20 protein-coding genes are annotated in these 22,864 nt (G+C 64.1%); 12 read left to right on the forward strand and 8 right to left on the reverse strand.

Going from position 1 to position 22,864, the window contains the following annotated elements; all coding sequences use genetic code 11:
- The first annotated feature begins 122 nt into the window (after nt 1–122).
- Complete coding sequence (locus DFR34_RS05095; protein WP_110390079.1) at nt 123–1,064, forward strand: L,D-transpeptidase; 942 nt, start codon at nt 123–125, stop codon at nt 1,062–1,064.
- 221 nt (nt 1,065–1,285) lie between these two features.
- Here DFR34_RS05095 and thrC read toward each other — a convergent pair whose 3' ends face one another.
- The 3 genes from thrC to DFR34_RS05110 all read right to left on the reverse strand — a co-directional run bounded on the left by thrC (nt 1,286) and on the right by DFR34_RS05110 (nt 5,392).
- A complete protein-coding gene (gene thrC, locus DFR34_RS05100) occupies nt 1,286–2,695 on the reverse strand; it encodes a threonine synthase (protein WP_110390080.1) in 1,410 nt (469 codons plus the stop codon).
- A gap of 77 nt (nt 2,696–2,772) precedes the next feature.
- A complete protein-coding gene (locus tag DFR34_RS05105; RefSeq protein ID WP_110390081.1) occupies nt 2,773–4,083 on the reverse strand; it encodes a homoserine dehydrogenase in 1,311 nt (436 codons plus the stop codon).
- A gap of 79 nt (nt 4,084–4,162) precedes the next feature.
- The gene (locus DFR34_RS05110; protein ID WP_110390107.1) at nt 4,163–5,392 is read right to left on the reverse strand and encodes a pyridoxal phosphate-dependent aminotransferase; all 1,230 of its coding nucleotides are present in this window, start codon (nt 5,390–5,392) and stop codon (nt 4,163–4,165) included.
- 287 nt (nt 5,393–5,679) lie between these two features.
- On the opposite strand from DFR34_RS05110, the gene DFR34_RS05115 reads away from it, so the two are divergent.
- Entirely contained in the window at nt 5,680–6,042 is a 363-nt protein-coding gene (locus tag DFR34_RS05115; RefSeq protein ID WP_110390082.1) for an Mth938-like domain-containing protein, read from the forward strand.
- Nucleotides 6,043–6,168: 126 nt separating this feature from the next.
- On the opposite strand, the gene DFR34_RS05120 is transcribed toward DFR34_RS05115, so the two are convergent.
- Complete coding sequence (locus tag DFR34_RS05120; RefSeq protein WP_158281739.1) at nt 6,169–7,809, reverse strand: methyl-accepting chemotaxis protein; 1,641 nt, start codon at nt 7,807–7,809, stop codon at nt 6,169–6,171.
- A gap of 136 nt (nt 7,810–7,945) precedes the next feature.
- On the opposite strand from DFR34_RS05120, the gene arfB reads away from it, so the two are divergent.
- The 5 genes from arfB (at nt 7,946) to DFR34_RS05145 (ending at nt 13,434) form a co-directional block, all read left to right on the forward strand.
- Nucleotides 7,946–8,368 carry an alternative ribosome rescue aminoacyl-tRNA hydrolase ArfB gene (arfB, locus tag DFR34_RS05125; RefSeq protein WP_110390084.1) on the forward strand — a complete coding sequence of 141 codons (423 nt, stop codon included), beginning with the start codon at nt 7,946–7,948 and terminating at the stop codon, nt 8,366–8,368.
- A gap of 282 nt (nt 8,369–8,650) precedes the next feature.
- A complete protein-coding gene (locus tag DFR34_RS05130) occupies nt 8,651–10,441 on the forward strand; it encodes a DEAD/DEAH box helicase (protein WP_110390085.1) in 1,791 nt (596 codons plus the stop codon).
- A 169-nt stretch (nt 10,442–10,610) separates the two neighbouring features.
- On the forward strand, nt 10,611–11,423 hold the full coding sequence (locus DFR34_RS05135) for a response regulator (RefSeq protein WP_110390086.1): 813 nt from the start codon (nt 10,611–10,613) through the stop codon (nt 11,421–11,423).
- Between the two features lie 108 nt (nt 11,424–11,531).
- Nucleotides 11,532–12,419: an NAD(P)-dependent oxidoreductase gene (locus DFR34_RS05140; RefSeq protein ID WP_110390108.1), complete on the forward strand. Its 888-nt coding sequence runs from the start codon at nt 11,532–11,534 to the stop codon at nt 12,417–12,419.
- Between the two features lie 205 nt (nt 12,420–12,624).
- The gene (locus DFR34_RS05145) at nt 12,625–13,434 is read left to right on the forward strand and encodes a hydroxypyruvate isomerase family protein (protein WP_110390087.1); all 810 of its coding nucleotides are present in this window, start codon (nt 12,625–12,627) and stop codon (nt 13,432–13,434) included.
- 387 nt (nt 13,435–13,821) lie between these two features.
- Here the strand turns inward: DFR34_RS05145 and DFR34_RS05150 are convergent, their stop codons facing one another.
- Entirely contained in the window at nt 13,822–14,553 is a 732-nt protein-coding gene (locus DFR34_RS05150; protein ID WP_110390088.1) for a YebC/PmpR family DNA-binding transcriptional regulator, read from the reverse strand.
- A 327-nt stretch (nt 14,554–14,880) separates the two neighbouring features.
- Here DFR34_RS05150 and DFR34_RS05155 point away from each other — a divergent pair, with 327 nt between their 5' ends.
- Nucleotides 14,881–16,752 carry a sensor domain-containing diguanylate cyclase gene (locus DFR34_RS05155; RefSeq protein ID WP_158281740.1) on the forward strand — a complete coding sequence of 624 codons (1,872 nt, stop codon included), beginning with the start codon at nt 14,881–14,883 and terminating at the stop codon, nt 16,750–16,752.
- Between the two features lie 111 nt (nt 16,753–16,863).
- On the opposite strand, the gene DFR34_RS05160 is transcribed toward DFR34_RS05155, so the two are convergent.
- Both DFR34_RS05160 and dtd read right to left on the reverse strand, forming a co-directional pair.
- Nucleotides 16,864–17,874 carry a hypothetical protein gene (locus DFR34_RS05160; RefSeq protein WP_110390090.1) on the reverse strand — a complete coding sequence of 337 codons (1,011 nt, stop codon included), beginning with the start codon at nt 17,872–17,874 and terminating at the stop codon, nt 16,864–16,866.
- Between the two features lie 59 nt (nt 17,875–17,933).
- A complete protein-coding gene (gene dtd / locus DFR34_RS05165) occupies nt 17,934–18,401 on the reverse strand; it encodes a D-aminoacyl-tRNA deacylase (RefSeq protein WP_110390109.1) in 468 nt (155 codons plus the stop codon).
- A 199-nt stretch (nt 18,402–18,600) separates the two neighbouring features.
- On the opposite strand from dtd, the gene pdhA reads away from it, so the two are divergent.
- The 4 genes from pdhA (at nt 18,601) to DFR34_RS17080 (ending at nt 22,425) form a co-directional block, all read left to right on the forward strand.
- The gene (gene pdhA, locus DFR34_RS05170; protein WP_110390091.1) at nt 18,601–19,668 is read left to right on the forward strand and encodes a pyruvate dehydrogenase (acetyl-transferring) E1 component subunit alpha; all 1,068 of its coding nucleotides are present in this window, start codon (nt 18,601–18,603) and stop codon (nt 19,666–19,668) included.
- Nucleotides 19,665–20,642 (forward strand): alpha-ketoacid dehydrogenase subunit beta, encoded by a 978-nt coding sequence (locus DFR34_RS05175; protein WP_110390092.1) that lies wholly within the window; start codon nt 19,665–19,667, stop codon nt 20,640–20,642. Before pdhA ends, DFR34_RS05175 begins: the two co-directional genes overlap by 4 nt.
- Nucleotides 20,643–20,865: 223 nt before the next feature.
- Nucleotides 20,866–21,975: a dihydrolipoamide acetyltransferase family protein gene (locus DFR34_RS05180; RefSeq protein ID WP_110390093.1), complete on the forward strand. Its 1,110-nt coding sequence runs from the start codon at nt 20,866–20,868 to the stop codon at nt 21,973–21,975.
- A 192-nt stretch (nt 21,976–22,167) separates the two neighbouring features.
- Nucleotides 22,168–22,425 carry a hypothetical protein gene (locus tag DFR34_RS17080; RefSeq protein WP_158281741.1) on the forward strand — a complete coding sequence of 86 codons (258 nt, stop codon included), beginning with the start codon at nt 22,168–22,170 and terminating at the stop codon, nt 22,423–22,425.
- Here the strand turns inward: DFR34_RS17080 and DFR34_RS05190 are convergent.
- A partial coding sequence (locus DFR34_RS05190; RefSeq protein WP_146215058.1) for a DUF4214 domain-containing protein occupies nt 22,389–22,864 on the reverse strand: 476 nt, incomplete at its 5' end. The two genes, DFR34_RS17080 and DFR34_RS05190, sit on opposite strands and share 37 nt — an antisense overlap.

The raw sequence follows: 22,864 nt of genomic DNA on the forward strand, positions 1-22,864 counted from the left end.
CAGTTGCCAACCTTTTTCGACCTGGTTTCCGGTAAAAAATTCCCGTCATGACCAAGCGCGGACTACAGCAAGCACGAATATGACTGATACACTACGGGCATTCTCCCCGAGACTGGCTTGTCATGCGTAAATCCACCATTCTGCTTTCGTCGTACTGCTTGCTGTCTGGCGTCGCGTTTGCCGGCGCCTTCGACCCCTTGCCGATGCCCACTCAGACGGTCAGCGGGCGGCAGGTGATTATCAATGTGCCGCAAACCCGCTTGTTTGTGCTGGAAAACGGCAAACTCACCCATGTGTTCCCGATTGCTGTCGGTAAATCGCTGACCAAAACCCCGCTGGGTGAATATAAAGTCACCGACATACGGCGTAATCCCACCTGGTTTGTGCCGGCGTCGATTCAGGCAGAAATGCGCCAGTCCGGCAAAAATGTAGAAACCGCCGTGCCGCCGGGGCCGGGCAATCCGCTGGGGCCGGTGTTCATCCGCTTTGGTGACCCCGCGCTGGGCCTGGGCATGCACGGCACCAATGTGCCGTCCAGCGTGCCGGGCTTTCGCAGCCATGGCTGCGTGCGCCTGCGCAGCTCGGATGCGCTCAAGTTGGCAGCACTGATGGAAAAAGGCGTGCCGGTGACCGTGACCTACCAGCCGGTGCTGCTGAACAACGACGAAAACGGCAATCTGTGGGTGACGGCGTTTGCCGACCACTACAAGCAAGCCGCTGCCCCGGCCAAGCTCTCTGCCCAGGTAAAAGATCTGGCCAGCCGCTGGTCCAGCGAAACCGGCCGCACGCTGGATGAAAAGCGTCTGCTGACCGCCGTGCAGGCGCGCGAAGGCAAGCCGGTGTGCGTCACCTGTGAGCAGTCTGCCCCGGCGCACAACCCGCAGCACCCGGTATCACCCAAACCAGACACCGCGCCGGCTGAAACAGCCCCGGCTGAAAGCACGCCGTCCGCCGCGCCCGTCGAGCAGGCGCAGCCCGCCGCGCCAGCTGATGGCGGAGCTGCCGCCCGTTCGGGCAATGCGCAAACCCGCGCAGGCGTGCTGCCTGTCCGCAATGGCGGCTGAGGTTTCGCGCATGCTCAGCCCGCTGCCGGCTGATTTTTTGGCCAAATCTGCCGTCTGGCGCGTCGGGCAAGATGCCGTCCTGGAGGCAGGCTGATTGCTGGCGGTTTCTGCCGGCCAATGAGGCGAACTGACCCGCAAACAATACGCCCCGGTCTGAGCCAATCAGACCGGGGCGTATTTTGACCACGCGGCCACGCAGTGGCCTGACGCTGGCTCAGGTCTTACACATGCGCCGCAATAAACCCCTTGATTTGCTCGGCATCCGCATCCATCACCTCAAAGCGCTGCGGCAGCGCTTCGATGTTTTCCAACCCCGCCGGGCGCGGCGGGTCGCGGTCCAGGGCTTCGCGGATGGTGGCTTCGAACTTGGCCGGCAGGGCGGTTTCCAGGCAGATCAGCGGCACGCCGGCTTCGCGCTGTTCCAGGCCCACTTTCAGGCCGTCGGCGGTGTGGGTGTCGATGATCACGCCGTATTGCTCGAAGGTGTGGCGGATGGTGGCCAGGCGGTCAGCGTGGGTGCTCTTGCCGGAGGCAAAACCGTATTCGGCGCTGATCTTGGCGAACAGCGGGCTGGCGGAGAGGTCAAATTCGCCAGTGCTGTCCACTGCTTGCCACAGCGCGCGCACTTGTTCGGCGTCGCGGCCGACCAGATCGAAAATAAAGCGCTCGAAGTTGGAGGCCTTGGAGATGTCCATCGACGGGCTGGAGGTTTGCCAGGTGTTGGCCGAGCCGCGCACCTTGTAGCGGCCGGTGCGGAAAAACTCGTCGAGCACGTCGTTTTCGTTGGTGGCGACAATCAGCTTGCGAATCGGCAGGCCCATCATGCGGGCGATGTGGCCGGCGCAGACATTGCCAAAGTTGCCGGACGGCACGCTGAAGCTGACTTGCTGGTCATTGCTTTGCGTGGCGGCAAAATAGCCCTTGAAGTAGTACACCACCTGGGCCACCACACGCGCCCAGTTGATGGAGTTCACCGTGCCGATTTTGTACTTGGCCTTGAAGGCGTGGTCGTTGGACACGGCCTTGACGATGTCCTGACAGTCGTCAAACACGCCGCGCACCGCCAGGTTGAAGATGTTCGGGTCTTGCAGGCTGAACATCTGCGCGGTCTGGAACGGGCTCATTTTTTCGTGCGGGGAGAGCATGAACACGCGCACGCCCTGCTTGCCGCGCATGGCGTATTCGGCGGCGGAGCCGGTGTCGCCGGAGGTGGCGCCGAGGATGTTCAGGGTTTCGCCCTGCTTGGCCAGGGTGTATTCAAACAGATTGCCCAGCAGCTGCATGGCCATGTCTTTGAAGGCCAGGGTCGGGCCGTTGGACAGCTCTTGGATATACAGGCCGTCTTCCAGGCGCTTGAGCGGGGTGATTTCATCCGTGCCGTAGGTGGCGCGGGTGTAGGTTTTATCGACGATGGCTTTCAGGTCGGCGGCCGGGATGTCGTCGGCAAAGCGGCGGATCAGGTCAAAGGCCAGTTCCGGGTAGCTCATGGCGCGCATGGCGTCGAGCTCGGCGCGGCTCAGCTGCGGGTAGCTTTCGCACATGGCCAGGCCGCCGTCGGGGGCCAGGCCGGCCAGTAGGATGTCAGAGAAGGTGGCGGGGGCCATGCCGCCGCGGGTGCTGATGTATTTCATGTTCGGTCGCTTGGCGCAATTGCGCGTGTCAGAACGGCAAACGCCCCGCGCCGGGGCGCGGGGCGACGGGACGGGGATCAGCCGTTGAGGGCTTCCATGCGCAGCTTGGTGACGCTGCCGGTGACGCTGTCCAGCGCCTCGATCTGGGCGATAGCGGCGTTGACGTGCTTTTCCACCACGCGGTGGGTCAGCAGCACGATTTCGGCTTCGGCTTCGCGCTCGCTGCCCTTCTGGATCAGCGCCTCGATCGAGATGCCTTCGCTGGCCAGGATGCGGGTGAGCTCGGCCAGCACGCCAGCGCGGTCGATGACATTCACGCGCAGGTAGTAGGAGCTTTCCACTTCGCTGATCGGCAGAATGGCCAGGTCGGCCAGGCGGTCCGGCTGGAAGGCCAGGTGCGGCACGCGGTGTTCCGGGTCGGCGGTGGCCAGGCGGGTGACGTCAACAATATCGGCCACCACGGCGGAAGCGGTGGGCAGGCTGCCGGCGCCGGCGCCGTAGTACATGGTGGCGCCCACGGCGTCGCCCTTGACCATCACCGCGTTCATCACGCCGTCCACATTGGCGATCAGGCGCTTTTCCGGGATCAGCGTCGGGTGCACGCGCAGCTCGACGCCCTTGTCGGTGCGGCGGGTGATGCCCAAGAGCTTGATGCGATAGCCCAGCTCTTCGGCGTAGCGAATGTCGCGGGCGGTCAGCTTGCTGATGCCTTCCAGATAGGCCTTGTCGAACTGCATCGGGATGCCATAGGCCAGCGCGGCCATGATGGTCAGCTTGTGCGCGGCGTCGTGGCCTTCGATGTCAAAGGTCGGGTCGGCTTCGGCGTAGCCCAGGCGTTGGGCTTCGGCCAGCACGTCGGCAAAGGCCGAGCCCTTGTCGCGCATTTCGGTCAGGATGAAGTTGGAGGTGCCGTTGATGATGCCGGCAATCCATTCGATGTGGTTGGCCGACAGGCCTTCGCGCAGCGCCTTGATGATGGGGATGCCGCCGGCCACGGCGGCTTCAAACGCCACGGTCACGCCTTTTTCCTGGGCGCGGGCAAAGATTTCGTTGCCGTGTTCGGCCAGCAGTTTTTTGTTGGCGGTGACCACATGCTTGCCGCTGTCGATGGCGGCCAGGACCAGTTCTTTGGCGATGCCGGTGCCGCCGATCAGTTCGACCACAATGTCGATGTCCGGGTGGCGGGCCACGGCAAAGCCGTCGGCCACCACGTCCACGCCGTCGCCGACGATGGCGCGGGCGGCGTCCAGATCCAGGTTGGCGGCCATTTTCAGGACAATGTCACGGCCGGCGCGACGGCTGATTTCCGCTGCGTTGCGCTTTAATACGGTGGCGGTGCCGCCACCCACAGTCCCCACGCCCAGCAGGCCTACATTGATCGGTTTCATGCTTGCTTGTTTCCCACAGTTTTTTTGGTTGAGTGACGGTCAGGCCGGGGTCAGCCGGCCGATTCAGGCTTGGCGTGGATTATGCCGTACCATGGCGGCGGCGATAACCCTCCAGAAAACGCGCCACGCGGCCAATGGCCTCGCGCAGGTCATCTTCGTGCGGCAGGAACACCAGACGGAAATGGTCCGGGTGCGGCCAGTTAAAGCCTGTGCCCTGCACCAGCAGGACTTTTTCTTCCTGCAACAGTTCGCTGATGAATTCTTGATCGTCGGTAATCGGGTATACCGCCGGGTCCAGGCGCGGGAACATATACAGCGTGGCCTTGGGCTTGACGCAGCTGACCCCCGGAATGGCACTGATCAGCTCATGCGCCAGGTCGCGCTGGCGGCGCATGCGCCCGCCTTCGGCCACCAGGTCGTCGATGCTTTGATAGCCGCCCAGCGCGGTCTGGATGGCCCATTGGCCAGGCACATTGGCGCACAGGCGCATCGAGGCCAGCATGTTCAGGCCTTCGATGTAATCGGTGGCGCGGCGCTTGTCGCCAGACACCACCAACCAGCCAGCGCGGTAGCCGCAGGAGCGGTAGTTTTTCGACAGGCCGTTGAAGGTCAGCGTCAGCACGTCTTCCGACAGCGAAGCAATCGAGGTGTGCACGGCGTCGTCGTACAGCACCTTGTCGTACACCTCGTCGGCACAGACAATCAGCCCGTGTTCGCGCGCCATGGCGACAATCGCCTGCAGCGTGGCGTCCGGATACAGCGCGCCGGTCGGGTTGTTCGGGTTGATGATGACGATGGCCTTGGTGTTGGGGGTGATCTTGGCGCGCATATCGTCCAGATCAGGCAGCCAGTCGTTGGCCTCGTCACACAGGTAATGAATCGGCGTGCCGCCGGACAGGCTGACGGCTGCGGTCCACAGCGGATAATCCGGCGCTGGCACCAGCACTTCGTCGCCGGCGTCCAACAGGGCGTTCATCGCCATCACAATCAGCTCGGACACGCCATTGCCGACATAGATGTCTTCCAGCGTCACACCCTTGATCTTTTTTTCCTGGGTGTAATGCATGATCGCCTTACGGGCGGCGAAAATGCCCTTGGAATCAGAATACCCGGCCGAATTGGGCAGGTTGCGGATCATGTCCTGCTGGATTTCTTCCGGGGCGTCAAAACCGAACGCCGCCAGATTGCCGATATTCAGCTTGATGATTTTCTGGCCGTCTTCTTCCATTTGCTTGGCGCGAGCCAGCACCGGGCCACGAATGTCGTAGCAGACGTTGTCGAGCTTTTTCGATTTGCGAATAGGTTGCATAGGGGTGAAATCCGGCTTGGGTTCTGGCAACACACGCGCCCGCGGGCTACGCTGGCCGCGCGGGGCTTTGGCTGCATTGGCGCGGCGGGCAGTCACGATCACGCTCCTGAGTGGTGCGCGCGGCCGGCGCATTCTGCGAGCGGCGGCTTACGCGCGAGTCAAAGTGGAACTTATAATCCTACCGCAAAAGCGTTGTGCAACGCACGAATCCGCGCACCATTCTGTCACATTGCGCCAGACGCGCGCCGGGACAGTGCGCACATCGGCCACTCAAGGACTCTGAACGCATGAAACTGCACCTGCACACCAGCCCGCTGAACCTGGTCACCCAGTATGGCGATGGCTATCTGGACGTGAACCAGACCCGCTACACCGAAAATGTGTTGATCACCCCCGAACACGTGGCCCCCTGGGGCCGCGCCGGCTTTGACGGCCTGAGCGCCGAGGATTTTGCCGCCCTGCTGGAATACACCCCGGAAGTGGTGGTGTTTGGCGCCGGCGCGCGGCTGCGTTTTCCGCATCCCCGGCTGACCGCCGCGCTGACCAATGCCGGCATCGGCGTGGAAGTCATGGACACCGGCGCCGCCTGCCGCACTTATAACGTGCTGCTCAGCGAAGACCGCCGCGTGCTGGCCGCCATCCTGCTGTAAGCGCCGCCCACACACTCCCTGGCGTTGTAACCCGCGCGTGCCTGGCCAGGTCCGCTGTGCTGAGTTTGGTGAGCGACGCTCACATGGTAAGCCGTGCGCTTGAGGGCGCACGGTGGATCAGGCGTGTTATTGGTATTCCGGTGCTTTGTTGAAATACGTCACCGCCTGGCGCAGCGCCTGGCGGCTGGCTTCGTTCAGATTTTCAAACTGAATGCCATACAGTGTGTGCTCACCATCCTTGCGCAACCACATTACCCGGCCGCTCAGGCTGATGGGCTGCTGGTTGCGGAATTCTTCCAGGCTGCTGCGCGGCATGTACAGCTTCAGGCCCAGCAGCGCTTGCGAGGGTAAAATCTGATCCTGCCCGAGGCTCAGGCGCAGGCCGGACAAACTGATGTCCAGCGAGATGCCCTCAAAGGCGCGCTCTTCGTGCACCACATGCACGCGCAGGCTGTTTTCCGCACGCGGGAAGCGGCGTTTTTCTTCTGTGGTGCGGCTGGTTTGCAGTTCCCGGCGGAAGTTAAAGCCGCCCATGGTCTGGTTGAGCCGCTCGCTCACCTCAAAAATCGTCTCGCCGATGGCGGCGGTAGCGGTGACTTTCGAGCCGCTTTCGTGCAGGGTGGCGAACAGTGCTTCCAGCGTGTGCTGCAAGCGGCCCAGTTCAGCCACCTGGGTCTGGCTGCCCTCGCCGATGGCGCGGCTGCCTTCGGCCGCCACGCTGATTTCCTGCACCATGCCTTCGATCACTTCCACCGTCCGGTTGGCCACCTGACGTCCATCCGCCACCTGCTCCACCACGTTCTGCATTGAGCCGGTGACTTCGCGCACGCGCACCCCCAGGCCCTGGATGATGTTGGCCACTTCCTGCGCCGAGGCGCTGGAGCGCTCGGCCAGCTTGCGCACTTCGTCGGCCACCACGGCAAAACCCCGGCCCAGTTCGCCGGCGCGGGCCGCTTCGATGGCGGCATTCAGCGCCAGGAGATTGGTCTGGCCGGCGATGTCGTGAATGGTGTCGATGATGGCGTGAATCCGTGCCGATTCGGCTTCCAGCTCGCCAATGCTGGTGGAGGCTGCCGCCACGCCAGTGGCAGTTTCATCCATCATCTGGATATTGCGCCGCACACTGTCGATGCCTTCCAGTCCACGGTTTTCCAGCAGGGTGGATTGCTCGATGGCCGCTTGCGCGCGCTGTTCCACCTGATGGGCAATATCGCTCAGGCTGCGCGTCACCTGGTGAACTTCCACCGAGCGGCTTTCTTCCTTGCGGCTGACTTCGGCGATTTCGCGGGCAATGGTGGTCACCTGAAACGCCGACTGATGCATCTGCTTGCCGCTGTTTTCGATCTCGCGCAGGATGTCGGCAAAGCGGCGGCGCATCAGATTAAAGCTGGCCTGCAATTCACCCAACTCGTCACGGGCGGTTTCTTGCAGCCGGTGCACCAGATCGCCGCGCGACATGGCCTGCATGGCATCGCGCAGCTCTTGAATCGGGCGCACCAACTGGCGGGCGACAAAGCCGATCACCATGAACTGCACCATGAATTCCAGCCCGGATTCCCAGAAAGAATTAAAGATATAGGTGCTGCGGTTGTCCATCATCTGCGCCAGCACCGCCGCCGGCACCTGGTCGGCGCGGGCGATTTCGATCATCTTGCTCAGTTCGTGGGTGGCCAGCAGGCGATTGAAGATGGTGGTGATCATGGTCACCACAAAAAAACCCAGCTGCAGCTTCCAGCGGATGCTCATGCGCAGGAACCAGGAAAACATACGGCGCTCCATTAAAACGAATGACGTATCTTACCCTGAGGCTGCCCGCACTGCCGCATGCGGCAAGCGCATCAGTTGACATAACCCCGCCATCGGCTGAGCTATACTTGATGTTTTGCTGCCTGTTTGCCGAATCATGATCCCCATCACCCGCAGCCTGGCGCTGGCCGACGACGAAATCGAAGCCGCCTTTACCCGCGCCCAGGGGCCGGGCGGTCAGCATGTCAACACCACCGACAGCGCAGTGCAGCTGCGCTTTGACGTGCGGCGCTCGCCCAGTCTGCCCGAGCCGGTCAAGGCGCGCTTGTGCGCGCTGGCTGGCCGGCGCATGACGCAGGATGGTGTGTTGCTGATCCAGTCCCAGGCACAGCGCAGTCAGGCGCTGAACCGCGCCGACGCGCTGGCCAAGCTGGTGGCGCTGATTCAGGCCGCCTGCCAGGCGCCGCGCCCACGCAAGGCCACCCGCCCCACCCGCGCCTCGCAAACCCGCCGGCTGGACGGCAAGGCCAAACGCGGCGCAGTCAAGCAGCTGCGCCAGCGCAAACCCGGCCATGAATGAAAAATAGCGCGTGACCGGGTGTAATTGAACCAGATTTCACTTGCATTACCGGCAGTTTTCACCGATACTGCGTGATTGCCGCTCGGCCTTGCCTTCGAACCCTGTTTCGGAAGGCGCATCGTCTCTACCGACCCTCTTGTCGATCCGTCTGTGTGATCGACCTTCTTACGGTTGGCATTCGATGATTCATGACATGCCGCCGCCGTCTTGCCGCCCCGTGCCCTGACGCCTGCCCTTGCCGCCGAGCTCTATTGACTTGCTTCACACACAAAGGATATTCCCTTGTCGCAATCCGCTTTCGAGGCGCTCGGCCTCGACGCTCGCATTGTTTCTACGCTGACCCAAAACCAACTGACCACGCCGACCCCGGTGCAGGAGCAAACCATTCCGCTGCTGCTGCAAGGTCGCGACCTGATTGGCTCAGCGCAAACCGGCACCGGCAAGACCGCTGCCTTCCTGCTGCCGGCGCTGCATCGCCTGGCGCAAACCCCGGGTGAAAAGGGCCGTGGCGCCCGCGTGCTGGTGCTGACCCCCACCCGCGAACTGGCGCAGCAAGTGGCGCGCGCGGCAGAAACCTTCTCCAAGGGCCTGCAACGCATGAAAACCGTGTGTGTGGTGGGCGGCGTGTCCTACCGCATCCAGAACGACCTGCTGGCCAAGCCGCACGAAATCCTGGTGGCCACCCCGGGCCGTCTGATCGACCACGTCAATGCTCGCCGCATCGACTTCTCGCGCCTGGAAATGCTGGTGCTGGACGAAGCCGACCGCATGCTGGACATGGGTTTCTCTGACGACGTGCTGGCCATCGCCAACCAGTTGCCGAAAGAACGCCAGACCGCGTTCTTCACCGCCACCATGACCCACAATGTGCGCACCTTCGCCAGCCAGCTGCTGAACGATCCGGCCACCGTGGAAGTGGCGCCGCAAACCGCCCGCCACGAACAGATCGACCAGATGCTGTGCTATGTGGACGATCTGGGCCACAAAAAACGCCTGCTCAAGCACTTCCTGGCGCAAGAAGGCATCAAGCAAGCCATTATCTTCACCGCCACCAAGCGTGACACCGAAGAGCTGGCCGACGAACTGTGCGTGGAAGGCCTGCGCGCCGCCGCCCTGCATGGCGACATGCCGCAGCGCGAGCGCACCCGCACGCTGACCCAGCTGCGCCGTGGCGAGTTCGATCTGTTGGTTGCCACCGACGTGGCCGCCCGCGGCATCGACGTGGCCGGCATCAGCCATGTGTTCAACTTCGACCTGCCGCGCTTTGCCGAAGACTACGTGCACCGCATTGGCCGCACCGGCCGCGCTGGCGCCACCGGCACTGCCATTGCCCTGGTGGGCCGTGACGACGTGATGCCGCTGCGCCGCATCGAGCGCTTCACCAGCCACAAGATTCGCGTGCACGAAGTGGAAGGCATGGAAAGCCGCTTCCGTCCGCAAGACCGCAAGCCGGGCGCCGGCGGTGGTCGTCCGCATGGCGGCAAGCGCCCGAATGGCGGCGGCGGCTGGGGCGGCAAGAAATCGTTCGGCGACCGCGACCATCAACCGCGCGAGCATCGCGGCGACCGTTCGTTCAATGACCGTGGCGGCGACCGTCAGTTTGGCGACCGCGGCGGCATGGGCGCTAACGCCCGCAGCGAAGGCGCCGCCGGTGAGCACGTGGCCAACCGTGGCCACTTTGGCGAACGTCAGCCGCGTCACGAAGGCCGCGACAACCGCGACGGCCGTCCGTTCGTGCAGCGCGACCGCCAGCCGTTTGCCGGCCGTCAGGACCGCGCGCCGCGTCCGCAAGGCGAAGGCCAGCAAGCCCGCGAGCCGCGCGCCCGTTCGCCGTACGACGAGCGTCAGCCGTCCGACAACTCCAACTACAACCCGTTCCCGAACGCCGGCCGTCGTGATGGCCGCAGCTTTGCTGGCGGCGACCGTCGTCAAGCCTCGGCAAGCGCCGGCCAAGGCCAGGCTCACGCCGGCAAGAGCCACGGCCATGGCGGCAGCCAGGAGCGTCGTCCGCGTGAAGGCGGCTTTGCCGCCGGCGCTGGCCGCCGCGACCGCTACCCGAGCTTTCGCGACTGATCGTCGTTAAGCCGTGAGCGCCAAACCGGCGCGCGCCTTCGGGTGCGCGCCGGTTTTTTTATGCGCCACTTGCGCAACTTCCGTCAGCCAGACACTGCACAAATCGGCATATCCATGCTAACGTCTTGGGTTATTCTGTTGCCCACTTACCCTCGTCCCGGAAACCGCCATGCTGGAACGCGAATACCTGAATATCTGTCTGGCCGAGCCGTCCTCGCTGCAGGCCAACATCATTGTCTCCATGCTGAACAAACTGGGCATCGACAATGTCCAGGTCACTGAAAGCGGCCAGGCCACGCTGGACTTGCTGTCCAGCCCGATGCCGCCGGATGTGGTGATCAGCGCGCTCTACCTGCCGGACATGACCGGCACCGATCTGGTCTATCGCATGCGCGACGACGCCCGCATGCGCGAAACCCCGTTTTTATTGGTGTCCAGCGAAACCAAGCGCTCCTACCTCGACCCCATCCGTCAGGCCGGCACCCTGGCCATCCTGCCCAAGCCGTTTAATAGCGAGCAGCTGTCGCACGCGCTGAACAACACCGTCGAGTTTCTCAACGCCCACGAAAACCGCATGGACTCCAGCGTGCTGGACGTGGCCGAACTCAGCGTGCTGCTGGTGGACGACAGCCTGACCGCGCGCAACCACATTCGCGGCGTGCTGCAACGCATCGGCTTTGAGCGCATCAGCGAAGCCATCAACGGCCAGGAAGCCGTGCCGCTGTTGGACACCACGCTGTTCGACCTGGTGGTGACCGACTACAACATGCCGGAAATGGACGGCAAGCAACTGGTGGAATACGTCCGCCAGCACAGCATGCAACCTTCAGTGCCTATCCTGATGGTGTCCTCCGAGCACGACGAAGGCCGGCTGGCCGCCATCGAACAGGCCGGCGTGTCGGCCATCTGCGACAAACCCTTTGAAGTCGAGCTGATCCGCAAACTGCTGCGCAACTTTTTTGTTGAGCCCAGCCCCTGCTGATTGACCCGATATTGCCCTGGATTGTCTGGACCTGATTGTCTGGATTTGGATGATCTGATTGCGGCGCGCCCGGTGACGGGCGCGCCGCGCCATTGTGAGCCAAACCCCATGAGCCACCCCCTGCGCATCGCCTTTGCCGGCATTGGCCTGATGGGCCTGCCGATGTGCCGCCGCCTGCTGGCCGCCGGCCACCCGCTGACCGTCTGGAACCGCAACCCCGCCAAAACCGCCCCGCTGCAAGCCGCCGGCGCCCGCCACGCCGCCACCCTGGCCGAGCTGGCCGCCGACGCAGAGATTGTGTGTCTATGCCTGTCTGACACCGCCGCCGTCGAACAGGTGATGTTCGCCGCTGACGGCCTGGCCGCTCATTTGGCAGCGGACACGCTGGTGGTGGATTTTTCCAGCATCGAGCCCGCCGCCACCCGAGCGTTCGCCCAGCGCCTGGCCGAGCAATGCGGCGCGCGCTGGGTGGACGCGCCGGTTTCCGGCGGCGTGGTCGGCGCCGAGCAAGGCCGGCTGGTGATCATGGCCGGCGGCGAGCCCGCCGACATCGAGCGCCTGCGCGCGCCGCTGGCGGCGCTCAGCCAGCGGCTGACCCATATGGGCCCGGTCGGCTGCGGCCAGGTGACCAAGGTGTGCAATCAACTGATTGTCGCCGCCAACAGCCTGCTGATCGCCGAAGCCGTGGCGCTGGCCGAGCGCGGCGGCGTGGACGCCAGCCTGCTCGCCCCGGCCCTGGCCGGCGGATTTGCCGATTCGCTGCCCATGCAAATCCTCGCCCCACGCATGGCCGCCCGTCAGCACGAGCCGGTGCAATGGAAAGTGGCCACCCTGCTGAAAGACCTGGACAATGCGGTGAAACTGGCGCGGGAAACCGACAGCGCCAGCCCGCTGGCCGCGCTGGCGGACCAACTGATGCGCCTGCACGCCACGCGCGGACATGGCCAGGCGGATTTGAGCAGTGTGATTGGTTTGTTTGCGGGGCGGGATGCCTGAGTGCCGGCGGATGTAGGAGAATTCTGATGTTAAGAGCCGCTAACAAAACTTAGCCCCGCGCGCCTGGCCAGGCGCACGACCACCGTAGATACGGCAAGGTCGGGCAACGACGCCAGGAGGGTTTTGTGAGCGATTCTTGGCGCAGAATGGGGATAACAACGGCGCATGGTAAAATCCATCCCCCTTCCCGCCCGCCGAGCCCGCCATGCCCCGCTTTGCCGCCAACCTCTCCATGCTGTTCACCGACCTCCCCTGGCCCGAGCGCCCGGCTGCTGCCGCGCGCGCCGGTTTTGCCGGGGTGGAAATCCAGTTTCCGTATGAGGCCATCGCCGCCGACACCCTGGCCGCCGCTTGCGCCGAGGCTGGCGTGCGTTTATGCCTGATCAATGTGCCGGCGGGCGATTTGATGCAGGGCGGGCCGGGTTTGGCGGCGGTGCCGGGCCGCGAGGCGGCGTTTGCCCAGGCGGTGGACGCGTGCCTGGCCTATCTGGCGGCCTTGGGCGCGCAGGCGCCGGGGCGGGTGAATGTGCTGGCCGGGCGGCTGGCGGATGGGGTCAGCCGGGCGCAGGCGCTGGCCACCCTGTGCGCCAATCTGCGCGCGGCCTTGCCCCGGTTTCAGGCGCGGGGGGTGACGGTGGGGCTGGAGGCGATTAACCGCCACGATATGCCTGGTTTTCTGCTGAACACCGCAGACGATATCGCCGCTGTGCTGGCCGAGCTGGGACAGCCGGCCGGGCTGGATGCGCAGATTGATCTGTATCACATGGCGCGCGAAGGGGTGGACCTGCCGGCCTTATTGCGCCAGCCGCCCGTGCCGATTGGCCATGTGCAGTTTGCCGATGCGCCCGGCCGTGGCGCGCCGGGCACCGGCGCGCTGGATTGGCCCACGCTGTTTGCCCTGGTCGAGCAGCATTGCCCCGAGGTGTGGTGCGCGGCGGAATATCGCCAGGCCAGCGCCGATCAGGCGCAGCCGGCGCTGTGGCAGGGCTGGGCGGCGCAGGCACGCGGGCGCTGAGGCGGTTGGGCGGCTTAGCCGGACTGTCTTAGATGTAAGATAAATTTAGTCGCGCTAGGCGAATTGCGTGTGCTAAGAGTCGCTCACAAAACTCAGCGAAGCGGCCCTGGCTAGGCGTGTGACCGCAGACAGTACACAAGTACGGCAAGGTCACACAACAACGCCAGGGGGTTTTGTGAGCGGCTCTAAGCGCCATCTGCGGCCACGCACCCAGCCAGGCTTGCCGCGCCGGTTGGATGGGCGGTGGTGTGGCTGGGGCCATCAGCGTGGCGCCAGTACCGTCCGATTGCCGCAGCAGGTTTTATTCTCCCGACAAAAACAACCGGCCCCCGGTGCTGCACAATACATGCAGTCAGCGGGGGCCGGGTGTGTGCCGGGATGGATGAATCAGGCTTCTTCGTCCATCACTGCCGAGGTGAACACGTCCTGCACGTCGTCCAGGCTTTCCAGCGCGTCCAGCAGCTTTTGCATGCGCAGGGCGTCGTCGCCGGTCAGCTCGGTTTCGTTCAGCGGTTTCATGCTGACGTCGGCCATATCTGCCTTGAAGCCGGCTTTTTCCAGCGTGGCGCGGATGTCGGAGAATTCATACGGCGGGGTGATGACTTCAAACGAGCCGTCGTCGTGGCTGAGCACGTCTTCGGCGCCGGCTTCCAGCGCGGCTTCCATCAGCGTGTCTTCGTCGGTGCCCGGCGCAAACAGCAGCTGACCGCAGTGCTTGAACTGGAACGACACGCAGCCGTCGGTGCCCATATTGCCGCCAAACTTGGAGAAAGCATGACGCACGTCGGCCACGGTGCGGGTTTTGTTGTCGGTCAGGCAATCCACCATCACCGCCGCGCCGCCGATGCCGTAGCCTTCGTAGCGGCATTCTTCGTAGTTGACGCCTTCCAGATTGCCGGCGCCACGGTCGATGGCGCGCTGGATGGTGTCTTTTGGCATATTGGCGTCAAATGCCTTGTCCACCGCCAGACGCAGGCGCGGGTTGGTGCCCACGTCGGCGCCGCCCATTTTGGCGGCGACGGTGATTTCCTTGATCAGGCGGGTAAAGATCTTGCCGCGCTTGGCGTCAGCGGCGGCTTTCTTGTGTTTGATATTGGCCCATTTGCTGTGTCCAGCCATAGCAACCTCGTTGATGTCAGTCAGTGCTTACGCAAAACACCCGCGTGAGCGGGTGTTTTGCGTAAGCTGGATGTCAAGGGCGCGCCGTCCGGCCGGCAGGCTGGCCGGGCTTGCGCACTCCAAAAAGCGCAATTGAATGAAAGAGTGTATCACAGCACACCAGACGGCAGCACGGCCCGTGCGGTCTGCTGACTTTGGCCATATCACCGGCCGGCGCCTGCGGCATCATGGCGAACAATCTGTCATACTATACGACTTGATATCATTCGAGCGCGCGCCGCCTGCCTTATGCTCAAGCTTCCCTCGTTGACCGCCCTGGCGCGCGGAATGTCGCGACGCAGCAACCGGGTGCCCTTGCTGGCCTTGCTGCTGGCCGGGGTGCTGAGTGCTTTTCTCACCGTGCAACTGGTGGATGCCCGCCGCCAACAAGAAAACCTGGCCCGGCAAGAAGCCCGCAACCTTGCCGCCCTGCTGGAGGCGCGGCTGCTGGCCGGTATCCGTGAAATCGACGTGGCTTTGCGCAGTGTGTCGCCACGACTGAATCCGGTCAGCCTGCGCCATAATCCGATGCCAGCCAACGCCCGCCTGGTGGCGGAACATGCACTGGAGCAGGCTTTGCCGCTGGCAGGCTTTGCCGATCACCTGGGCTTGATGAATGTACGCGGCGAGCTGATCTACCAGACGGGCCGACATCCTGAGCTGCTGGAGGCCATGAGCCGTGAGTATTTCATCCGCATGCGCGACGATCCGGGATTGAAATTCTTCGGCACCCGTCTGTTGGTGTCGTCCGACCAGCGCAGCTCGGGCATTGTGCTGGCGCGACGGGTTGAGGACGCACAGGGTGAGTTTGCCGGAGTGCTGCTGGCCACGGTGGACCAAAAAGCCATTCTCAAATTATTTTCCAGTATTCAGGTCGGCGAGCATGGCGCGGTGGCGCTACGTGACGACACCATGGCCACCATTGCCCGTGTGCCGCAACACGACGCCAACAGCACGGTGTTGTCCACCCGCCACCCATTACTGAACGCCCTGGCGCGCGGCGAAATCGGTGGCGATTACACTGCACGCTCGGTGGTGGATCAAGAGGCGCGCATGCATGCCTGGCGCTTGCTGCCGGGCACCCGCTATGTGGTGCTGGTGGGGGTGGCCGAGCAGGATTATCTGCGCGCCTGGCGGCGGATGCTGCATGCTTACTATGCAGCGATGAGTGCGCTGGCGCTGCTGGGCGGGGCGGTGGCCTGGCATTATCGGGGCGAGCGCCGCGATGGCCGCGCATTACAGGCCAGCAAAGCCCAACTGGAAGCCAGCGAGGCGCGGTTTCGCGGCATGGTGGAAAATCTCCCGTTTCCGCTGACCATCACCGCGCTGGCCGACCGCAGCCTGCTGTATGCCAATGCCCGTGCCTGCCGGCTGTTTGGCATGGATGCCGAGCTACGCGAGCAGGGCCAGCGGCCAGATCCCAGCCGTTTTTATGTTGATCCTGCCGAGCGTGCCAGTCTGTTCCAGCGCCTGGCCCGTACCGAGCAAGTAGATAATGTGGAATTGCAATTTCAGCGCGACAATGGCACTCAGTTCTGGGCGCTGGTGTCGGCGGTGCATCTGGTGTTTGATCACCAGCCGGCGGTGCTGTGCGGGTTTCATGACATCAGCAGCCGCAAGCTGCTGGAAGATACTCTGCGCCGTCAGGCACAAACTGACGCACTGACCGGGCTGGCCAACCGCGCCCATACCCTGGAGCGCGCCGTGCAATTGCGCGAGGCTGCGCTGGCCAATGGCACGCCACTGGCGGCGCTGATGCTGGACATTGATCACTTCAAGAAGGTCAACGACACCCGTGGTCACGCCTGTGGCGATGCTGCGCTGCATGGGCTGGCCAGCACCCTGGAGCACAATCTGCGCCGCCACGACCTGATCGGCCGCTTGGGGGGCGAAGAGTTTGCCGTGTTTCTGCCGGACACGGCACTGGGCCAGGCCATGCAATTGGCCGAGCGCCTGCGCATGCAAGTGGCCATCACCGCCATGGCCGCCCCGGGTGAGCCTGAGCCGATCCGCATTACCATCAGCATTGGCCTGGCCATGCTGAGCGGGCAGGAATCGCTGGAATCCCTGCTGGCGCGTGCCGACGATGCGCTGTATCAGGCCAAGCGTGAGGGCCGCAACCGGGTGGTGCAAGCCAGCGCGCCAACTCACGCTGGCTAAGAGCGGCTAACAAAACCCTCCTGGCGTTGTTGCCCGACCTTGCCGTACTCCCCGTACTGTCTGCGGTCACACGCTTGGCCAGGACCGTTTCGCTGGGTGTTGTGAGCGACGCTAAGCGCCAGTGCCGGCTGATACGGCGCCACTGCCTGCCGCCGCCCCGCCACCCACATCAACCGATGTCGCCACGCCGACATCCACTGCATCCACACTGGTGGTATCCACTCCCGCCGTCGCGGTCGGCATGCCGGTGGTGGGCTCGCCCCCAGACTGAGACCCGCTTTGCAATCGGGCCAGTTGCCCTTCGATTTCGCGCAAGTTGCGCTCCAGCTCGGCCAGCGCCGCGCTTTGCTGCGCATGGCGCATCCGGCGTTTCAGCAGCTCGGCGGCTTGCTTGAGCTCACGCAGCAGGTCTTTCACCTCTTTGGCGAACGCTTTGTCCATTTTTTCATCGGTCTTGGCTTGCTCGCGCTCGTGCGCGGCATTCATTTCCTTGTGCGAAGCATCGTCACGAGACTCGGCTGTGGCGGGTTGGGTGGCATCGCTCAGCACGGCCTCGGTGACCGGTTGTGCGCTGGCGGCGGCAATACTGGTGACGGATTCCGCAGAAGGGGGCGGCGCAGCCGAAGCCGCGTCCACCGTGGCTGTCGGGCTGGCCTGGGCATCCGCTGACACGGCGGCGCCTGGGGCAGCGCTCGCTGGCGCAGCGGGGCTGGGCGTGCTCAGCTTGCTGGTGGCGCCAGCGTACTGCGACACGGCTTGTTTGAGCTGCGCCGCCACCTGCGCCAGTTGGCGGGCCAGGCGTTTGAGTGTGGCGCCGTGCGCCCCGGCAATTTGCGCCTTGAGCATGCGCACCCGCTCACGCAGCATGGCCACCTTGTCGCGTGCGCTTTGCCGACTGTTACGTAAGCCGCTGTTGCGATCCATCTGGCCGAGTTTGTCGTAGAGCGCTTGTCGGTCCTGGGCTATTTTTTCGCCCAGGCTGACTTGGGCTTTTTCGCGCCGCGACATCGCGGGTGCGGCATCCTGGCTGCTGACGTCGCCAGTGGTGCTGGGGCGCACCACCGCCTGGCGCAGGCGCTGCCATTGGCCTTGCAGGCTGCGGCTAAGAGAAGCAAGTTGCATGCGGGTGGCTCCAGTGTGATCGGGATATGACAATATCGGCCAGCCCGCCGCAAACTCAATCAGCTGGTACGGCTCGCCTCTCCCCCTGGGCTTTGCAGCCACAACGTCACCGGCCCATCGTTCACCAGGCTCACCTGCATATCGGCGCCAAACACCCCGCTGGGCACGGGCTTGCCCAACTGGACCGACAGGGTGTGCAACCAGTCGGCAAACATCGGCGCGGCGCGCTCGGGGCGCTCGGCGCGCACAAACGACGGCCGGTTGCCCTTGCGGCAATCGCCGGCCAGAGTGAACTGGCTGATGGCCAGCAGCTCGCCGTTCACGTCCAGCAGCGAGCGGTTCATGGCGCCGTGTGCATCGGCAAAAATGCGCAGCTGCACCAGCTTGCGCGCCATCCATGCCAGCTCGGCCTCGCCATCGCCGCTTTCAATACAAGCCAGCACCAGCAAACCAGGGCCAATGGCCCCGGTACACACGCCATCGACACTGACCGAAGCCTGACTCACCCTTTGCACCACTGCGCGCATGCGCTCACCTTTGATTTTTGCATGATTCACCGCGCCAACTGGCGCCCAGCCTGACATTATCGCATGCCGATTTCGCTGCATTGCAGCTACCGCAGTGCAGAATGACGTTCCAGCAGAACTCGGCTAAGGTGGAAATGCCCTCACAAGGGGCATCGACTGATCGCCCACGGTCAGCGCTTTCGACAAAGGAGACACCACCATGATCCCGATTGCCGAATTCCGCGTCCCCTACACCCGTTTTCTGGACGCGCACGGCCACCTTGCCTCACCCCCGCCCGATTTCCAGCCGCACGATTTGCTGCCGGTATACCGCGCCATGGCGCTGACCCGCGCCTTTGACGCCAAGGCGGTCGCCTTGCAGCGCACTGGCCAGCTGCGCACCTATCCGTCCTCGCTGGGCCAGGAGGCCGTCACCGTTGGCCTGGCCAGCGTGATGCGCGCCGAGGACGTGTTGCTGCCCACCTACCGCGAAACCGGGGCCATGCTCTGGCGCGGCGTGCGCATGCAAGAGCTGCTGCTGTACTGGAGCGGCGACGAGCGCGGCAGCGACTTTGCCGGCCCGCGCGAGGATTTCCCGATTGCCGTGCCGATTGCCAGCCAGTGCGGCCACGCCGTGGGCGTGGGCTTTGCCTTTCAGTATCGCCGCCAGCCGCGTGTGGCGGTGGTGACGCTGGGCGATGGCGCCACCTCTAAAGGCGATTTTTACGAAGCCATGAACACCGCCGGCGCCTGGCGCTTGCCCGTGGTGTTTGTGGTCACCAATAACCAGTGGGCAATTTCGCTGCCGGCGCGCAAACAAACCGCCGCCGCCACCTTTGCGCAAAAAGCCATCGCCGCCGGCATTCCCGGCGAGCAATGCGACGGCAACGACATCCTGGCGGTGCGCGACTGCATCGGCCGCGCGCTTGAGCGCGCCCGCGTCGGCGACGGCCCCTCGCTGATCGAATGCGTGACCTACCGGCTGAGCGACCACACCACCGCCGACGACGCCCGCCGCTACCGCGCGCAGGACGAAGTCAGCGCTGCCTGGGCGCTGGAGCCGCTGGCGCGGCTGCGGCATTTTCTGGTGGATCAAAAACTGTGGAGCAAGCAGGACGAAGAAACCCTGCTGGCCGACAATCAAGCCGCCGTCAGCGCCGCCGCCGCCGACTACCTGGCCACCCCGCCGCAAGCGCTGTCCACCCTGTTTGACTATCTGTACGCCGAACTGCCGGCCGATCTGGCCGCGCAACGCCAGCAACTGCTGACCGAAAGGGGGCAAGCATGAACACCCTCACCCTGCTCGACGCCATCAACGCCGCCCTGGCCTGGGAACTGGCGCACGACGACAATGTGGTGCTGTTTGGCGAAGACATCGGCAAAAACGGCGGCGTGTTCCGCGCCACCCTCGGCCTGCAAGAGCGTTTTGGCGAACAGCGCGTGCTGGATGCGCCGCTGGCGGAAACCCAAATCGCCGGCATGGCCATCGGCATGGCCGCGCAAGGCCTGCGCCCGGTGTGTGAAATCCAGTTTGCCGGCTTTATGTATTCCACCTTTGATCACCTGATCAACCACGCCGCCCGCCTGCGTCACCGCACCCGTGGCCGGCTGAGCTGCCCGATGGTGCTGCGCACCCCGGTGGGCGGCGGCATCCACGCCCCGGAACACCACGGCGAATCCCCCGAAGCCTGGCTGGCGCACACCCCCGGCCTGAAAGTGGTCAGCCCCAGCTCACCCGCCCGCGCCTACGGCCTGCTGCTGGCCGCCATCCGCGACCCCGACCCGGTGATTTTTTTAGAGCCCACCCGGCTGTACCGGCTGCTGAAAGAACCGGTCGCTGACAATGGCGAAGCCCTGCCGCTGGGCGCGGCCTTCACCCTGCGCGAAGGCTGCGACGTCACCTTGGTCAGCTGGGGCGCCTCGGTGCTGGAAACCCTGCAAGCCGCCGAGCAATTGGCCGAACAGGGCGTATCCGCCGAAGTGATCGACGTGGCCAGCCTGAAACCGCTGGACATGCCCACCATCCTCGCCTCGGTGGCCAAAACCGGCCGCTGCGTGATCGTGCACGAAGCCGCCCGCCAATGCGGCGTCGGCGCCGAAATCGCCGCCAACCTGGCCAGCGAAGGCCTGATGAGCCTGCTCGCCCCGGTCGAACGCGTCACTGGCTTTGACACCCCGCTGCCCCTGGCCCGGCTGGAAGACGAATACCTGCCCAGCGTCGCCCGCATCCTGGCGGCGGTTGAGCGCGTGCGGGCGTATTGATCTGAACTGAGCTTGATTGAATTTGATTGCAACTGGGCATGAATCAGCATGGCAGTGAGTGCATCGCGCAACCCGTCGCACCTAACCGGTTTGCCCCCCATAAAGCGCGCCGAGCATCGCAGCCAGCCAGGGGGACCCCCGTCGTCCGACCCGGCTAAGCGGCGGCGCAGCCCATTATGATCACCACTGCCCATGCCCAGCCCCACACAGGAAACCCGACACCATGAAAACCTTCAAACTCCCCGACCTGGGCGAAGGTCTGCAAGAAGCGGAAATCGTCGCCTGGCACGTCAACGCTGGCGACCACATCGTCGTCGATCAACCGCTGCTCTCAGTCGAAACCGACAAAGCCATCGTTGACGTACCCTCGCCGTTTGCCGGCAAGGTGCTCACCCTGCACGCCAAAGTCGGCGATGTGGTGGCGCTGGACGGCGCGCTGGTGGACATCGACGACGGCGGCCAGGTGGAAGACAGCGGCTCGGTGGTTGGCGACGCCCCGACCGCCACCACCGCCCATGAAGTGCGCGAACACGCCAGCGCCGCCGCGCCAGCCGCACGCGGCGTGCGCGCCGCCCCTGCCGTGCGCGCGCTGGCCAGCAAGCTGGGCGTGGATTTGTCCATCGTCACCCCCAGCGGGCCGGATGGCGTCATCCTGGCCAGCGACGTCGAGCGGGTGGCCAAGGTGCTGGCCAATGTCGCCGCGCTCACCCCGCTGCGCGGCCCGCGTCGGGCCATGGCGCAGAACATGGCGCTGGCCCACGCCGAAGTGGTTCCCGTCACCTTGGTGGACGACGCCGACATCCACGCCTGGGCGGCTGGTGAAGACACCACCTGGCGCTTGCTGCGCGCCATGGTGGCTGGCTGCCGCGCCGCGCCCGCGCTGAACGCCTGGTTCGACAGCCAGGCGCTGGGCGTGCGCCAGCTCAGCCAGATCGACGTCGGCATCGCCACCGACACCGAAGAAGCGCTGTTTGTGCCGGTGCTGCGCAATGTCGCCGAGCGCAGCCGCGAGGATTTGCGCGCCGCGCTGGAGCAAATGAAGCAAGACGTGCGTGCGCGCACCATTCCGCCGGAATCACTGCGTGGGCACAGCATTACTTTGTCCAACTTCGGCATGTTCGCCGGCCGTTACGCCAGCCCGGTGGTGATGCCGCCAACGGTGGCGATTGTCGGCGCTGGCCGCGCCCGACGCGAGCCGGTGGCAGTGGGCGACGCCGTGGTGGTGCATCGGGTGCTGCCGATGTCGCTGACCTTTGACCACCGCGCCGCCACCGGGGCGGAAGCCGCGCGCTTTCTGGCGGCGATGATGGCTGATTTGCAGCGGCCAGACTGAGCGCTGGCGGCGGGGTCAGCTGCAAAAAAACCGGCGCACTGCTGATCAGGCAGTGCGCCGGTTTTTGGGGTGAGCGGCGCTTAGAGGGTGTCTACAAAAACATGTAAACTCGCTCCTAACAACTGAGGAGCAAGTCACATGGCCAAAATGGGGTGCCCAGCAAAAATTTAGGCAGACCATGCCACGCAGCTTGTGACCATCGTCGAATCAGACCGAACCGCCACGCTGAGTGAAGTCAGCCACGAATTCAAGCGGCGCACCGGCATTAATGTGCATAAACTGACGATCGTTAAAACCTTGCGCAAACTCGGCATCCAGCGTGGGCCCAGCGAGCAAGCCGTCAGCATCGAGCGCAAAGTCAGTGCGCGAAGCTACGGCTACACCGACGCGCATCGACGACACGATTGCGCGCGTTACAGCAAGAAATCCCAGCCGGTCTGCACCAGATAGTGCTTCTGCATCTCACCAGACACCATGAACGCATTGGCCACCTGCTCCAGCGTCATGCCACCCGACTGCATCTGTTGCACCCATGCTGCCTTGCCACCGGCGTCCGACTCCCGACCCAGAATCGCCTTGTACAGCATTTCCACATCGTTCACCGCGTCGCCAGTCAGCACAAAGCCCCGTGCCTTGGCTTCATCGGACTTGATCATATTGATGGCAATGCCACCCAGACTGTAACCCTTGGATTGCAGATCGCCAAAATAATCAAAACCATACACATCCGCCTGACGCCCCAGCACTTGCAGGTAAGAACCCGCCAGCACCTTCAGCTCGTCACGCGCCTGGATGGTCTCACTGCTATCAGCAAATTGCAGGGTTTCGGTGTTGACCACCAGCGTGCTCTTGCTGGTGTCGGCATTGTTGATCACCTTGACGTAGCCAT

This window comes from Rivihabitans pingtungensis, from assembly GCF_003201855.1.
GTDB classification, from domain to species: Bacteria; Pseudomonadota; Gammaproteobacteria; order Burkholderiales; family Aquaspirillaceae; genus Rivihabitans; species Rivihabitans pingtungensis.

What these genes read in the sequence shown, in the direction of transcription:
- DFR34_RS05115 (WP_110390082.1), top strand. Translation starts at nt 5,680, where the DNA reads ATGAAACTGCACCTGCACACCAGCCCGCTGAACCTGGTCACCCAGTAT.
- DFR34_RS05135 (WP_110390086.1), top strand. Translation starts at nt 10,611, where the DNA reads ATGCTGGAACGCGAATACCTGAATATCTGTCTGGCCGAGCCGTCCTCG.
- DFR34_RS05180 (WP_110390093.1), top strand. Translation starts at nt 20,866, where the DNA reads ATGAAAACCTTCAAACTCCCCGACCTGGGCGAAGGTCTGCAAGAAGCG.
- pdhA (WP_110390091.1), top strand. Translation starts at nt 18,601, where the DNA reads ATGATCCCGATTGCCGAATTCCGCGTCCCCTACACCCGTTTTCTGGAC.
- DFR34_RS05120 (WP_158281739.1), bottom strand. Translation starts at nt 7,809, where the DNA reads ATGTTTTCCTGGTTCCTGCGCATGAGCATCCGCTGGAAGCTGCAGCTG.
- DFR34_RS05140 (WP_110390108.1), top strand. Translation starts at nt 11,532, where the DNA reads ATGAGCCACCCCCTGCGCATCGCCTTTGCCGGCATTGGCCTGATGGGC.
- DFR34_RS05175 (WP_110390092.1), top strand. Translation starts at nt 19,665, where the DNA reads ATGAACACCCTCACCCTGCTCGACGCCATCAACGCCGCCCTGGCCTGG.
- thrC (WP_110390080.1), bottom strand. Translation starts at nt 2,695, where the DNA reads ATGAAATACATCAGCACCCGCGGCGGCATGGCCCCCGCCACCTTCTCT.
- DFR34_RS05160 (WP_110390090.1), bottom strand. Translation starts at nt 17,874, where the DNA reads ATGCAACTTGCTTCTCTTAGCCGCAGCCTGCAAGGCCAATGGCAGCGC.
- DFR34_RS05155 (WP_158281740.1), top strand. Translation starts at nt 14,881, where the DNA reads ATGTCGCGACGCAGCAACCGGGTGCCCTTGCTGGCCTTGCTGCTGGCC.
- DFR34_RS05105 (WP_110390081.1), bottom strand. Translation starts at nt 4,083, where the DNA reads ATGAAACCGATCAATGTAGGCCTGCTGGGCGTGGGGACTGTGGGTGGC.
- arfB (WP_110390084.1), top strand. Translation starts at nt 7,946, where the DNA reads ATGATCCCCATCACCCGCAGCCTGGCGCTGGCCGACGACGAAATCGAA.
- DFR34_RS05145 (WP_110390087.1), top strand. Translation starts at nt 12,625, where the DNA reads ATGCCCCGCTTTGCCGCCAACCTCTCCATGCTGTTCACCGACCTCCCC.
- DFR34_RS05150 (WP_110390088.1), bottom strand. Translation starts at nt 14,553, where the DNA reads ATGGCTGGACACAGCAAATGGGCCAATATCAAACACAAGAAAGCCGCC.
- DFR34_RS05110 (WP_110390107.1), bottom strand. Translation starts at nt 5,392, where the DNA reads ATGCAACCTATTCGCAAATCGAAAAAGCTCGACAACGTCTGCTACGAC.
- DFR34_RS05095 (WP_110390079.1), top strand. Translation starts at nt 123, where the DNA reads ATGCGTAAATCCACCATTCTGCTTTCGTCGTACTGCTTGCTGTCTGGC.
- dtd (WP_110390109.1), bottom strand. Translation starts at nt 18,401, where the DNA reads ATGCGCGCAGTGGTGCAAAGGGTGAGTCAGGCTTCGGTCAGTGTCGAT.